This window comes from Alteromonas sp. ABH2_165, assembly GCF_056159945.1.
Genome location: NZ_JBSWWF010000012.1, coordinates 36,259 through 49,740 on the forward strand (window position 1 = coordinate 36,259; position 13,482 = coordinate 49,740).

The 13,482-nt window shown below is 49.8% G+C and carries 13 protein-coding genes; 5 read left to right on the forward strand and 8 right to left on the reverse strand.

The genetic code is table 11. From position 1 onward, the window contains the following. Positions 1–5: 5 nt before the first annotated feature. Positions 6–695 (reverse strand): proteobacterial dedicated sortase system response regulator, encoded by a 690-nt coding sequence (gene pdsR / locus ACXAFQ_RS19800; RefSeq protein WP_070126288.1) that lies wholly within the window; start codon positions 693–695, stop codon positions 6–8. A 296-nt stretch (positions 696–991) separates the two neighbouring features. Here pdsR and pdsO point away from each other — a divergent pair, with 296 nt between their 5' ends. The 4 genes from pdsO to trmB all read left to right on the forward strand — a co-directional run bounded on the left by pdsO (position 992) and on the right by trmB (position 4,198). Continuing rightward, complete coding sequence (gene pdsO / locus ACXAFQ_RS19805; protein ID WP_474825103.1) at positions 992–1,714, forward strand: sortase-associated OmpA-like protein PdsO; 723 nt, start codon at positions 992–994, stop codon at positions 1,712–1,714. A gap of 105 nt (positions 1,715–1,819) precedes the next feature. Beyond that, positions 1,820–2,749 carry an ABC transporter ATP-binding protein gene (locus ACXAFQ_RS19810; protein WP_474825104.1) on the forward strand — a complete coding sequence of 310 codons (930 nt, stop codon included), beginning with the start codon at positions 1,820–1,822 and terminating at the stop codon, positions 2,747–2,749. 2 nt (positions 2,750–2,751) lie between these two features. Next, positions 2,752–3,525 (forward strand): ABC transporter permease, encoded by a 774-nt coding sequence (locus ACXAFQ_RS19815; protein WP_474825105.1) that lies wholly within the window; start codon positions 2,752–2,754, stop codon positions 3,523–3,525. Between the two features lies 1 nt (position 3,526). Next, positions 3,527–4,198 (forward strand): tRNA (guanine(46)-N(7))-methyltransferase TrmB, encoded by a 672-nt coding sequence (gene trmB / locus ACXAFQ_RS19820; protein WP_474825106.1) that lies wholly within the window; start codon positions 3,527–3,529, stop codon positions 4,196–4,198. Positions 4,199–4,232: 34 nt separating this feature from the next. On the opposite strand, the gene ACXAFQ_RS19825 is transcribed toward trmB, so the two are convergent. The 3 genes from ACXAFQ_RS19825 to ACXAFQ_RS19835 all read right to left on the reverse strand — a co-directional run bounded on the left by ACXAFQ_RS19825 (position 4,233) and on the right by ACXAFQ_RS19835 (position 7,918). Then, complete coding sequence (locus tag ACXAFQ_RS19825; RefSeq protein ID WP_474825107.1) at positions 4,233–4,784, reverse strand: PH domain-containing protein; 552 nt, start codon at positions 4,782–4,784, stop codon at positions 4,233–4,235. Between the two features lie 133 nt (positions 4,785–4,917). Continuing rightward, entirely contained in the window at positions 4,918–6,996 is a 2,079-nt protein-coding gene (locus tag ACXAFQ_RS19830) for a prolyl oligopeptidase family serine peptidase (protein WP_474825108.1), read from the reverse strand. 193 nt (positions 6,997–7,189) lie between these two features. Then, the gene (locus ACXAFQ_RS19835; protein WP_070126200.1) at positions 7,190–7,918 is read right to left on the reverse strand and encodes an EAL domain-containing protein; all 729 of its coding nucleotides are present in this window, start codon (positions 7,916–7,918) and stop codon (positions 7,190–7,192) included. A 312-nt stretch (positions 7,919–8,230) separates the two neighbouring features. Between ACXAFQ_RS19835 and panP the strand changes: the two genes are divergently transcribed. Beyond that, positions 8,231–9,856 carry a pyridoxal-dependent aspartate 1-decarboxylase PanP gene (gene panP / locus ACXAFQ_RS19840; RefSeq protein ID WP_474825109.1) on the forward strand — a complete coding sequence of 542 codons (1,626 nt, stop codon included), beginning with the start codon at positions 8,231–8,233 and terminating at the stop codon, positions 9,854–9,856. 82 nt (positions 9,857–9,938) lie between these two features. On the opposite strand, the gene panC is transcribed toward panP, so the two are convergent. Genes panC through pcnB form a run of 4 tightly spaced genes read right to left on the reverse strand, consistent with a single transcriptional unit; the run spans position 9,939 to position 13,464 of the window. Further along, entirely contained in the window at positions 9,939–10,787 is an 849-nt protein-coding gene (gene panC, locus ACXAFQ_RS19845; protein ID WP_474825110.1) for a pantoate--beta-alanine ligase, read from the reverse strand. A gap of 3 nt (positions 10,788–10,790) precedes the next feature. Then, positions 10,791–11,585: a 3-methyl-2-oxobutanoate hydroxymethyltransferase gene (panB, locus tag ACXAFQ_RS19850; RefSeq protein WP_070126203.1), complete on the reverse strand. Its 795-nt coding sequence runs from the start codon at positions 11,583–11,585 to the stop codon at positions 10,791–10,793. Between the two features lie 60 nt (positions 11,586–11,645). Then, entirely contained in the window at positions 11,646–12,149 is a 504-nt protein-coding gene (gene folK, locus ACXAFQ_RS19855) for a 2-amino-4-hydroxy-6-hydroxymethyldihydropteridine diphosphokinase (protein WP_474825111.1), read from the reverse strand. Then, positions 12,142–13,464 (reverse strand): polynucleotide adenylyltransferase PcnB, encoded by a 1,323-nt coding sequence (pcnB, locus tag ACXAFQ_RS19860; RefSeq protein ID WP_474825179.1) that lies wholly within the window; start codon positions 13,462–13,464, stop codon positions 12,142–12,144. Before pcnB ends, folK begins: the two co-directional genes overlap by 8 nt. Positions 13,465–13,482: the final 18 nt, after the last annotated feature.

Consider the following 13,482-nt stretch of genomic DNA (forward strand, 5'->3'; position numbering starts at 1 on the left):
TGTTATCAGCCTTGCCAGCGATAGCCCATACCGTAAACGGTATCGATATGATCAAAGGTGTCATCCAATTGTACAAACTTCTTACGCATGCGTTTGATGTGAGAGGTAATAGTGGTGTCATCCACCACCATGCGGGATTCATCCATGAGTTGCTGGCGACTTTTCACATGGCCAGGGTGCTTAATGAGCGCGTGTAACATCCAGAATTCGGTCACCGTGAGGGCAACGGGCTGGGATTTCCAGCTCACGGTCATCCGGCTGACATCTACTAGCAGGTGTCCCAATTGAATTTGTTCACTCTGTTGCTTGGGCGACGACAATAAATCGGTGCGGCGAAACAACGCGGCAATCCGCGCTAACAGGTGCGCCATGCTGATATCTTTGGTGAGGTAATCGTCTGCACCCATACGCAGGCCGCTAATGGTATCTACATCGTTATCACGGGCAGTAAAGAATATGATTGGCATGGTCTGGGATATCTGACGCAATTGCTGGCACAGCATGAAGCCGCCTTCCATTTCATCTTTAAGGCCAATATCAATGATCGCCAGGTCGGGCAGAGTATGCTCAAACGCCGCTGAAGCTGAAGGGCGGTCAGCGTAGGCATTTACCTGATAACCCTGCGCCTGCAGTGCCGCGATATAGTTTTCGCGAATGGCTACATCATCTTCGATTAGGGCAATTGTTCTTGGCATGATAATACGTGTTCCTGAATACTGAGGCGCAGCAGTGAATTGCGCAATGGCAAGACTATACACCAAGCAAACTGAACAAATCCTGATTGAGACAAAAATTCCCCGTCTCGCCACTTTTTAGCCATATTTGCCCGAATTTACCAAGCTGCAGCGGCCTCAATGGGCTAATTGACCTTTTTCATCACAATGTTCCGCCACCTTTCCCCATTTCTCCTCTGGCAAGGTCACATTGTGATTGTGTAATGCATTCCATCAGCACAGACAACCTCAAAACTGTTAAGGAAATCATGATGAACATGGCTAAGAAAACACTTATCGCTGCTGCAACTGCACTGTGTCTCAATCCTGTGGCAATGGCAAAAGACTATGAGCAAGAGAAAAGTAAAAATGCGGCTATTGGGCTGGGCACCGGTATGGTGGTTGGCGCGGTGATAGCTGGCCCCATCGGCGCCGGTGTAGCAGGCATTGTAGGCGCAATAATTGGCGAGAATAAAGCGGCCACGGAAGCACTCACCGACAGCAGGGAAGAGCTAGCGGCCAGTCAGGCAGCGCTTACTGCATCACAGAAAGAGTTGTTTGCGGTGCGGGATTCACTCAATGAACTTCAGCAGCAAGCGACAATAACCCACGTGGGCCTGACGTCTTTTCCTGACGAGCAGGTGATGGCTATGGAAAGCGCCATTCAGTTCAAAACCGGCTCTGAAAATATAGAAGCGCTTTACACCGAGCAGTTGGATCTGATTGCCAAAGCCCTGCGCAGCCATAAAGGGCTGGCGGTGCGACTCACCGGTTACGCTGATTACCGCGGTGATAGCGACTTTAACCAACTGTTGTCAGAGCAGCGCGCAAACGCAGTAAAAACAGCACTCATCGAGCGTGGTGTAAGCAGCGAGCAGATTTCTCTGCTGGCGGTGGGCGAGGCGGGCAGTACCAGTAACTCGCCGGAAAGTACCTTCTTTGATCGCAAAGTGGTAATGCAAATTATGCCTGACGAAAACGGCATGACCGCGCAGCGATAAATCCCTTTCGTTGTTCCTACCAACCGCAACGTTTAGCGCCCGCAACGGGCGCTTTTTTCATGGTAAACTAACCGGCTGAAATATGAATTAAAAGACGGGCAGAGCATGAAAGCGCTGGATATAAACGATCTTAAAAAAGTCTACAAAGGTGGCGTGCAGGCATTGCGCGGTGTCAACCTGGAAGTAGACGAGGGTGACTTCTTCGCCCTGCTGGGGCCAAACGGCGCCGGTAAATCCACTACCATCGGTATTATCAGTTCACTGGTGAATGCTTCAGAAGGCGAAGTGAAAGTGTTTGGCTTCGATTTGAACACGCAGAAAGAGCAGGCAAAATCCTGTATCGGACTGGTACCGCAGGAATTCAACTTCAACCAGTTTGAAACGGTACTGCAAATTGTACTGAATCAGGCAGGGTATTACGGCGTGCCACGTGGTGTTGCCAAAGAGCGAGCCGAGAAATATCTCAAGCAACTCGATTTGTGGGAAAAGCGCGACATGGCTGCGCGCACCTTGTCTGGCGGTATGAAACGTCGCCTGATGATAGCTCGTGCGCTGATGCATGAACCTAAGCTACTTATTCTTGATGAACCTACCGCCGGCGTGGATATTGAAATTCGTCGCTCCATGTGGGATTTCCTCAAAACCATCAACGAGCAGGGTATTACCATTATCCTCACTACCCACTATCTGGAAGAGGCGGAAATGCTGTGCCGTAATATTGCCATCATCGACAAAGGCACCATTGTTGAGAACACCAGCATGAAAGCGCTGTTGTCTAAGCTCACGCTGGAAACCTTTGTACTGGACTTAGGTGAGTACACTGCCAAGCCGGTAGTTGCTGGCTATCAGACCCGCTTTATCGACGACACTACGCTGGAAGTAGATGTAGAGAAAAGTGAAGGGTTAAACCCGGTGTTCTCTCAGCTTACTGAGCAGGGCGTACCGGTACTGAGTATGCGGAACAAGTCGAACCGTCTGGAAGAATTATTTGTGACCTTAGTTGAATCGGGTCGTCAGGCACAGAAGGAGGCGTAAGCATGCACGGGCAAAATAACTGGATTGCACTGAACACGATCTGGATAAAAGAATGTACCCGTTTTCTGCGCATCTGGGTGCAAACGCTGGTGCCACCGGCCATCACCATGTCACTGTATTTCGTGATTTTCGGTAACCTGATAGGTAACCGTATTGGTGAAATGGGTGGCTTTACCTACATGGAATTTATCGTTCCTGGTCTTATCATGATGTCGGTGATCACCAACTCCTACGCTAACGTTTCGTCATCGTTCTTCAGCGCAAAATTTCAACGCAATATTGAAGAGCTGCTGGTGGCACCGGTGCCAACCTGGGTAATCATTTTTGGTTATGTAGGCGGCGGTGTTGCGCGGGCCATCCTCATTGGCATCATTGTTACCGCGGTGTCTATGTTCTTTGTGGACGTGAATATTCACAGTTTTACCGCCATTATCGTTACCCTGCTTTTAACCTCAACGTTGTTTGCTACGGCGGGTCTGGTGAATGCGCTATACGCAAAAACCTTTGATGACATCAGTATGGTGCCTACCTTTGTGCTGACGCCGCTAACCTATCTCGGCGGTGTATTTTATTCATTGTCCTTATTGCCTGAATTCTGGCAAACAGTCAGTAAAGCCAATCCGATTGTGTATATGGTTAACGGTTTCCGTTACGGCTTTCTGGGTGTGTCTGATGTAAACGTGTCTGTGTCCATCGGCATTCTGATTGGTTTCAATATTCTGCTGTACGGTATTGCGCACTATCTGCTGACTAAAGGTCGCGGTATCCGGAGTTAATGTGAGTTCAGGTAATTCCCGGGAAGTCCTGACTAATCAGCAGGGCATTCATGATAAACTGGATGAGCTGGTGGCCCGTTATCGCACCAGCGAGAACAGGCGTCCGATCAGCGACCACACACGCGAGACCTTTAACGATGTGTGCGCTTGGCTCGATGGCTGGCAGGGTGATGTGATCCTCGACTCGTGCTGCGGCGTGGGCGAAAGCACAGCCAATCTGGCTGCGCGGTTCCCCGATGCGCGGATTATTGGCATAGATAAATCTGCACTGCGGGTGGGCAAACACGAGTATTATCAGTCTGAAAATCAGAACTACGCGGTATTTCGTGCTGATGTGAATGATTTCTGGCGTCTGGCCAGGGATACAGACTGGAATATCGTGCGCCATTTTCTGCTGTACCCCAACCCGTACCCGAAGTCAGCGCAAATTCAGAAACGCTGGTATGCATCGGCGGCCATGGTGGATTTAATGGCGCTAACGCCGAATATCGAGGTGCGCAGTAACTGGCTGCTGTATCTGCTGGAGTTTGGCCGGGCGGCAACGCACTACGGCCTTTCCAGTGATGTAGCCGAAATCACTGGTGATGATCACATGACGCCGTTTGAGCGCAAATACCGCGATAGCGGCCAGACTTGCTGGCAGCTCAATGTGTATCACGACGAAGCTGAATAGATGTACTCACTGAGAAAAAAACGGACTGAAATATTCAGTCCGTTTTTTTTGTGTCTATCAATTGGGATAGCAAGCCTTCGATGCGTTGTACGCTTGCGGTCAGGGCGGCTAAATCCGATGTGTCGGCTGGTTGCTCTGTGTCGCTCACAGGTGGGCTTGAGGGCTTGCCAGCGAGGTTCTCTTTTTGCTCCAGTATCAATTCACGAAAATGTTCCGCGTCGACCACACCCAGCAAAGATACTAGCGCCCCCATACCGGATTGCCCTGCCGTTTCGAAACTCAGTTTATGAATGTTGAATGCACGCATGATAGGGCCTTGGACCAGAGACACATCGGTGATCTTATCCAGTGGAATGGTTTTTTCTTCTTTATTGAACACGCCGCGTTTGACGATGAGTTTGCGTTCGGTGAGGGTGGCAGAAATCGACGCGAGCACGCGTCCGGCGCACAAAAAGAAAATAGGTATTGAGAGTACAAGTAAAGGAATACCAACCACTGTTACGGTGGAAATTAGCAGCAAATTGATTAGCCAGTAGGTTTTTACTGCCGGGTTCATCTGTGCATTGAATAAGACGTTTTCTGCCATGGCTGTCATCCTTTATGCCTCAAAGCCTCTATCATAGCTGTGTTTCCTATTTGCGGTGAGGAAAAACTGTAAGCAGGTTTGTAGTGGCATAAAAAAGGCCACAATACGTGGCCTCAACGGTTTTTGTGAACAACTAGTGCTGAGCAGAAGGTGCCACCCGAGGTTCTTTATCTTCAGAAGACGGATATTTCTCAAACCAGGCCAGCACATGCTTAATCTTACTGATCATCTGACTGGGGCGGTTAGAGATGAAGTGGTAAGAGCCAGGCATCTCAACCAGTGCAGTATCGATATTACGAATTTTCAGAGCACTATAGAGTTGCTTGGCTTCAGACAGCGGTGTCCGCATGTCCGCATCGCCCACCATCACCAATGTAGGCGTTTGAATGTTGCCAACCAGTGATACAGGCGAGAACTTCCAGTAAGTTTCAGGGTTTTCCCATACTTGCCCAGGATAACGGTAATCTGAATACATGTAGTAGTTGTCTGCTGACAGCAATTTACTTATCCAGTTCATTACCGGCTTTACCACGGCAGCCGCTTCGAAACGGTTATTTTTGCCAATCATCCAGGCGCTCATGATACCGCCAGCACTGCCGCCGGTGACATAGAGTTTGTCTTCGCTGGTATAGCCAAGACGAATCATCTCATTAACGCCGTCCATTACATCCTGATAGTCCTCACCGGGATAGTTATTAAACAGCAGGTTGGCGAACTCTTCACCGTAGCTGGTGCTACCCCGGGGATTCGGATAAAACACCACATAACCAGCGCTGGCGTACAGCTGAATTTCCGGCGAGAAGCGATCGCCATAGTTGGAAATTGGGCCGCCGTGGTTTTCTACGATAAGCGGGTAGGTTTTACCTTTTTCGTAGTCCGGTGGGAATACTACCCAGCCCTGAATATCACGACCATCTGCTGTGGATTTGTACCAAACCTCTTCCACTTTTCCGAGGTTTCGGTATGCCAGCACATCTTCGTTCAACCCTGTGAGTAATTTGGGTTTCTTACGACCTTCAATCAGCGCGACGTCGGCCGGGCGATATGCTGTGGTGTAGGTGTAAGCAATATCACCTTCGTCATTCACACTGAAACTGCCGCCGCCATAAGGGCGGGCTACGGTAGTGCCGCCCACATTATCAGACAATTTGGTTACTTTACCCTTCAGAGTGGTAGACGCGATTTTGGTATTGCCGTGATTGTCGTATTGGAAATAGAGGCCGCTGTCGGTCCAGCTAAGGCTCCGGAGAGAGCGGTCAAGGCCAGTGTCGATTTCTCGTTTATCTGAACCGTCTACGTTCATTACATAAAGACGGGTAACCTGATAAGCTTGTACTTTATCAGGGTGTCCCAACCAGGCAATTTGCTTACCATTGGGTGAAACGACCGGAGAATGGTCAGGACCGGGGTTTTCGGTCAGCTTACTGATTTCACCGCTGGTGATATCCACGCTGAAAATATCGGTATTGCGGAACTGACGCTCAAAATCTGCCTCACGGTTAGCAGAGAAAACCAGTGCTTTGCCATCGGGCGTCCACTGTGGCTGGCCGCGATAATGAAAATTGCCGCTGGTTACCTGACGGGGCGTACCACCCTCTGCCGGTACCACAAAATAGTGACTGAAACCTGGCTCAATATAGCCCCGACCATCCTGCTCGTACTTGAGGCGGTCGGTAATGCGTGGATTGTCTGCCCATTTGGCACCTTTCGGCTTGGCTGGCATGGTCACCAGTACCGGAGGCTTTTCCGGCACCAGGGCTGAGAATGCCAGTTGTTTGCCGTCTGGCGACCAACTGAGGCCAGAGGGCGAGCGCTCAAGTTCAGTAATGCGCGCGACTTTGCCGCTTTTTATCCAATAGACAAATATTTCGCTGCCATTTTTGCCACTGCTCACATAGGCCAGGCGAGTGCCGTCGGGCGACCAAACGGCACTGCCTTCGCTGATATCTTTATCGGTTAGTTTCATATGATGATTGCCGTCAGCATCAATCAGCCACAGACGACCCTGCCGGGAATCTGTCATCACATCCATAAAGTTACGGCGATAAACGATGGTTTCTCCATCGGGAGAGATTTGTGGATCAGATGCCCATTCCAGGTCGAATACGTCCATGTCATGAAATGCGGGTTTGGTCTGAGCTGCGCTCTGGCTGCTAAACAGTAGTCCGGCAGAAAGCACCAGTAATGCTTTAGCGGTTTCTTTGGTAGTCAAAATATTGCCCCTGGTAAGTACTTATTGTTGTATTTGTTCGTCATGCTGGTCGCCCCGGAGTAATAAGGCTGACGTCAGTGACTTAAAAGTGTTTTAACCTATCCGCACCAGAGCGTCAGTCAATTTGAGGTATGTGTAGCAGAGAAGCCGATAAATGGATGAGAGCAGCGGCCGTATTGGCCGCCGCGAGGGATTAATGTGCCGTAGCGGTATTGGGTTGCGGCGAAGGTTCACAGAATACAAAGCCTTGAGCGTACTGAATAGGCATGCTCATGACTTTCTCTAAGGTGTCGGCATCTTCAATGTGCTCGGCAACAATGCTCATATGGCGCTCTTTTGCTAAATCGCATACGCTCAATACAAAGTCTTCAATGGCTGAATGCTGGTCGAGGCGGCGCAGCAGGCTCCCATCTAGTTTCACACCGCGTAAGGGCAGGTTCATCAGGTTGCGGATATTGGCGCTTTGTTTGCCCAGGTTGTCGATGAATACGCCCATTCCACTGTGCAAAGACTTATCAATAAAGCGCTTTAGCTTATCGTAATGCTTAAAGGCCACATCGGCACTCACCTCAACACTTACCCGGGACGGATTGGGATAGTTTGCCAATTGCGCAATCAAAGAATGAAGCAGATCATCGTTTTCCAAATCGCTGGCATCAAGATTAATATTCCAAGGGGTATTGGAATCTTCGAAATAGACGGCGCTTTTGCAAAACATCATTTCAGCAAGCTGCTGAACATGATTATGACGCTCAATTAAATAAAGAAAATCGCTGGGTAAAAATACTCGCTGCTCTGGAGTAACTAGACGTGCCAGACACTCATAGCGCCATACTCTTTCAGACCGGATATCGACGATAGGTTGAAAGTAAGGCACAATAGCATCCAGAGTGTAGTTATCTGTTATTTCTCGAAATGGCATGTCACTCGCCTCTGGCTATTCCTCATCTTTTCACTATAGCAGAGGTTGTCAGATTGCCCATTCTCTATTTTTTACCGTTCGTAGCGGAAACGGTGATGATGGTCGATAGTTACCATCATGTTGGCGGTATATCACGACAGCTTAATTCGACTGCCTCTTGGCGTTCGAGGGTTTCTGGGGTAAAGTTCCGCACTTTGTAAGATGCGTGCTAAGTTTTCATGGTTACTGACGAAGTGAGTCAGGGAGTGGTAAACGCCGTCCATTACAGTGGCGTAGCGCGGTTTGCTCCGAATTAAATAAGAGGTGTGTGGAGTGGGTGAAGCTCAAGTTAGTCTGAAACATCTGTTTCGGGTCTTTACCAAGCCTGAACACAAAGACTCAAAGCTTGCACAAATCGAACAGCATTTGTCAGATAACATTCTGGATTTCTTATCCCAGCATGTGGTGACAAAGAAGACGTCTCTTGAAGAGATTGAACAGGATTTCTCCGATGCTTTTGTACCGGAGTCACCTGAGTTCGTGTCGTCTCATGCCGAAAACTTGCTCGATAAACTGGTCGCGCATTCTGTTAATACCTATTCCCCGACCTTTATTGGTCACATGACTTCTGCGCTTCCTTATTTTCATTTGCCGCTAGCCAAGCTGCTGGTGGGGCTGAATCAGAACCTGGTGAAAATTGAAACCTCCAAAGCGTTTACCCCGCTGGAGCGTCAGGTGTTGGGTATGATGCACAACTTAGTGTATGGGCAAGAAGACAGCTGGTATCAGCAATATCTGCACAGCGCCCGTCATGCGCTGGGGGCGTTTGGTTCCGGTGGCACGGTTGCGAACATTACTGCATTGTGGGTTGCACGCAATAAAATGCTGGGCGCAGATAAGGGCTTTGCCGGTGTGGCTAAATCAGGTTTAGCCGCGGCGTACCGTCACTACGATATCAATCAGATGGGCGTCATGTGCTCCCGTCGGGGTCATTATTCACTGTCTAAAGCGGTGGATGTGCTTGGCATCGGCCGTGACAACCTGATCACATTGCCGTGCCCGCAGCAAACACTATCGCCTGAGCAAGCGCTGGCCGAAGGTAAGCGCTATCAGGAAGAGGGAAATAAACTATTGGCGCTGGTGGGGATCGGTGGTACCACTGAGACCGGCCACGTAGACCCTCTGGATGAATTAGCTGATGTGGCCAGAGAACTGGGGTGCTGGTTCCATGTTGATGCTGCCTGGGGCGGTGCGACGTTGTTTTCAGAAACCTATCGCACGCGCTTAAAAGGCATTGAACGAGCAGATTCAGTCACCATCGACGCGCATAAGCAAATGTATGTGCCGATGGGCGCGGGTATGGTGCTGTTTAAAAACCCGGAAGATGCGAATAACGTGCGTCATCATGCTCAATACATTTTGCGCCAGGGCTCAAAGGATTTAGGTGCGACTACCCTGGAAGGCTCCCGGAACGGTATGGCTATGATGGTGTATTCGTCACTGCATATCTTCGGTCGCCGTGGTTATGAGCTGCTGATAGACGAAAGCATCAAGAAGGCCCGTAAATTTGCGGACATGATTGAAGCTCATCCAGATTTCGAGCTGGTGACTGCGCCAACCTTATCCATTTTAACTTATCGTGTGTGTCCGCCGGTTATTCAGGAGAAACTGAAAACGGCTGATGAAGGTGAGAAGAACCAAATCAATCACAAGATTGATGCGCTGGTGGTGAATGTGCAGAAGCTACAGCGTGAAGCCGGTAAGTCATTTGTTTCTCGAACCCGATTGGAAAACCCTGACTTTAATTCTCGCCCGATCACCGTATTTCGTGTGGTCATGGCGAATCCATTGACTACAGAGCAAGATCTTAAAAACATTCTTGCAGAGCAATCTAAAATTGCCCATGCACGCCACCTCTGGAAAGAGCTGGAGAAAAGTGAGTCATCACTAACAAGTTAGTGGTTAGTATTGGCTTGCATAAAAAAACCGCAAAAATTGCGGTTTTTTTGTAGGCAAATTTAGGTGAGCCAAAGGGCCGTACTTACACGCTGAAATAGAGGTTATCAATCAGTCGTGTAGTCCCTAAATACGCAGCGACCAGAATCACCAGGCTTTCTGTTTCAGCGTCGGCATCGCTTAAGTCGGTAGCATTCTTAACCGCGAGATAATCCGTTTTGAATCCGGCTTGATTAATTTTGCCAACAAACCCTTCAGTCAGGGCGGCGTAATCATTATTGCCGGCGAGGACAGACGCCTTCATTTCGCTAATCAGCTTATATAGTTGAGGCGCCAGTTCGCGTTCTGCGTCGGTCAGGTAGCCATTGCGGGAACTCATGGCGAGGCCACTGGCTTCACGCTCTGTGGGAACGCCAATGATTTCCAGGTTCATCGACAAATCCTTTGCCATTAAGCGAATGACCTGCAGTTGTTGAAAGTCTTTTTCACCGAAGAAAGCGATGTCCGGAGCTACCATATTAAAGAGTTTACACACGATGGTGGCTACCCCTCGGAAGTGTCCGGGACGGCTGGCACCACAGAGGATGTCGGAAATGCCTGGCACCTGAACAAATGTTTGCTGCTCCAATCCACGAGGATACATCTCAGCAACTGAAGGCAAAAATACTGCAGCAACGCCAGCGGCTTCGAGCTTGGCTTTATCGGCATCCAGGGTGCGCGGATAATTGTCCAAATCTTCGTTTTTGCCAAACTGCATGGGGTTCACAAAAATCGACACAACCACTTCGTCGCATTTCGCTTTAGCAGCGTGAACCAGTTGCAAATGGCCATCGTGAAGGTTCCCCATAGTAGGAACGAACCCCACAACTTTCCCTTGTTTGCTCCATTCACGGCGCTGGGCGCGTAGAGCATTTACAGTAGTCAGTGATTTCATGGATTACTCGAAGCTATGTTCTGGGCCAGGGAATGCACCGCTTTGTACATCTTCAATGTACTTTTGTACGGCCTTGCGCATATCACCGGTTTCAACGAGGAAGTTCTTAGAAAATTTCGGCATGTAGTTGGCTGAAATGCCGAACATGTCGTGCATTACCAGTACCTGACCGTCGGTTTGTGCTCCCGCACCTATACCAATAACAGGAATAGACAGGGCTTCGGAAACAGTTTTTGCCAGCGAGGTGGGCACGCATTCCAGAACCAGCATTTGTGCACCGGCCGCTTCCAATGCTTTGGCATCAGCAAGTAACTTAGCCGCTTTATCTTCTTCGCGCCCTTGTACTTTAAATCCACCAATAACGTGTACAGACTGAGGCGTTAAGCCGAGATGGCCGCAAACCGGAACGCTACGTTCTACTAAGCCGCTAATGGTTTCCGCCAACCAGGTGCCACCTTCAATTTTTACCATACTGGCACCCGCGGCCATGATCTTCGCCGCATTTTCGTAAGCAGCGACTGGCGTGGGATACGACATGAATGGCATATCAGCAACCACGAAGGCACGCTGCGTACCTTTACGTACGGCGCGGGTATGATAGGCAATATCGTCGACGGTTACTGGCAAGGTGTCATCTTCGCCTTGTAAAACCATGCCCAGAGAGTCGCCAATAAGCAGAATGTCAACATTTTGCTCATCGAACATTTTGGCAAAGCTGGCGTCGTAGGCCGTTAACATCGTTATTTTTTCACCGGCGGCTTTTTTCTTTTGCAGGCCAGAAATGGTGATTTTTTTCATAGAACAACCTCAGTTGGCACAACCGACACAGGCAATTGGCGATGTGCGAACCATTCGGATTTATGCCTGAGTAGAAGGCGTCAGGCGTCGAAGTCCATCAAGATTGCAGCGAGATACCCATAAGGCGATAGGATTGCCGTCAGGCATGATCATTGATGGGGCAATTTCAAATAATGGAACCATCACGAATTCCCGCTCGGGCATGCCGTAGTGGGGAAGGGTGAGTTCCTCGGTATTCATTTCCACATTGCCGTAAAGCAATATGTCGAGATCCAGTGTCCGTGGACCCCAGCGTTCGGCTTTACGTTCCCGGCCGTGTTCTTTTTCAATGCGCTGTAGTTGGTGCAATAACGTCACTGGTTCCAGCGATGTTTCTAGCAGACAAACCGCATTCAGGTAGTCGGGCTGGTCTTGTGGTCCCATAGGCGATGAGCCATACACAGACGAGCGGGCAAGTACCCGGGTTTGGTCCAGCGCCGCCATTTCACTGCAAGCCGCTTCCAACAGTGCACCAGAGTCGCCAAGGTTACTGCCCAGGCCAATATACACGTGTTCTTTATGCATTGTCGGCGTCCCGCTTAGCCGGTGAGCGACGGCGACGTTTACGTGGTCTTGGGGCACTGCCTCCTTCCGCTTGGCGCAGGGTGTTTAGCAGCTTTTTCTGCTTACCCGGATCGGCATGTTGGAATTCTGTCCACCAGTCGGCCAGCTCCATGGTATCACCGCCTTCAATTTCACCACGAACATGCAGGAAATCGTAGCCAGCGCGGAATTTGGGGTGCGAAAGCAACTGGAATGCACGGCGGCCAAAACGACGAGGCAAGCGTTGCTGCAAAATCCAGATATCGCGTATCACCGTAGAGAAGCGTTTCGGAATCATAATGCGCTGAGTTTGACGGTGAATGACTTCACCGGCAGCAATGTTGAACGCATCGTGCTGGTTCAGGCCACTTTCTGCCTGTAGCTTCTGTGCATGTTCTTCCAGCGGATACCACAATAGTGCCGCATACAGGAAAGCCGGTGTTACGCGCTGATTGCTATTAATGCGCTCGTCGGTGTTTTCCAGTACTTTGAGAATAAATTGAAACTCGCGGCTTTCCGGGTTCTTCACAATGGTTTCTAACTGTGGGAAGAGCGGTGCCAGCAAGCCAAACTGCTGAAGCATTTTGAACGTTTTTACCCCAGCCCCCGCGAGAAACAGTTTTAGGGTTTCTTCAAATAAACGTGCGGGTGGAATATTGGCCAGCAAATGTGCCAGCTCGGGAATAGGTTTGGCAGTGCGAGGGGTAATGGTCATGTCGAGCTTTGCGGCAAAGCGCACCGCACGAATCATTCGAACCGGATCTTCACGGTAGCGGGTTTCCGGGTCGCCAATTAACTCAACTTCACGCTTCGCAATGGCTTTGCGGCCATTGGCAAAATCCGTCACGCTGAAATCAGCCACACTGTAATACATGGCATTGAAGGTAAAGTCACGGCGTTCGGCATCTTCTTCGATGCTACCGAAAACATTGTCTCTGACTAACTGGCCCTGTGCATCTTGCTGACCCAGTTTATCGTTGTCTTCACCATCGCTGTGATGCCCTCGAAACGTGGCAACTTCAATGATTTCACGCCCAAACACGATGTGTGCTAAGCGGAAGCGACGGCCAATCAGACGGCAGTTTTTGAACAGCCCTTTAATTTGCTCTGGTGTGGCATTCGTAACCACATCAAAATCTTTTGGCTTCTGGCCCAGCATGAGGTCGCGGACACAGCCGCCTACCAGGTAAGATTCAAAGCCAGATTTATTGAGGCGATACATCACTTTCAGCGCGTTATCACTGATATCTTCCCGTGAAATCCCGTGTTCTGCACGGGGAAGGGTAAAGGCCTGTATTGCCGCTTCTGAGGCCGA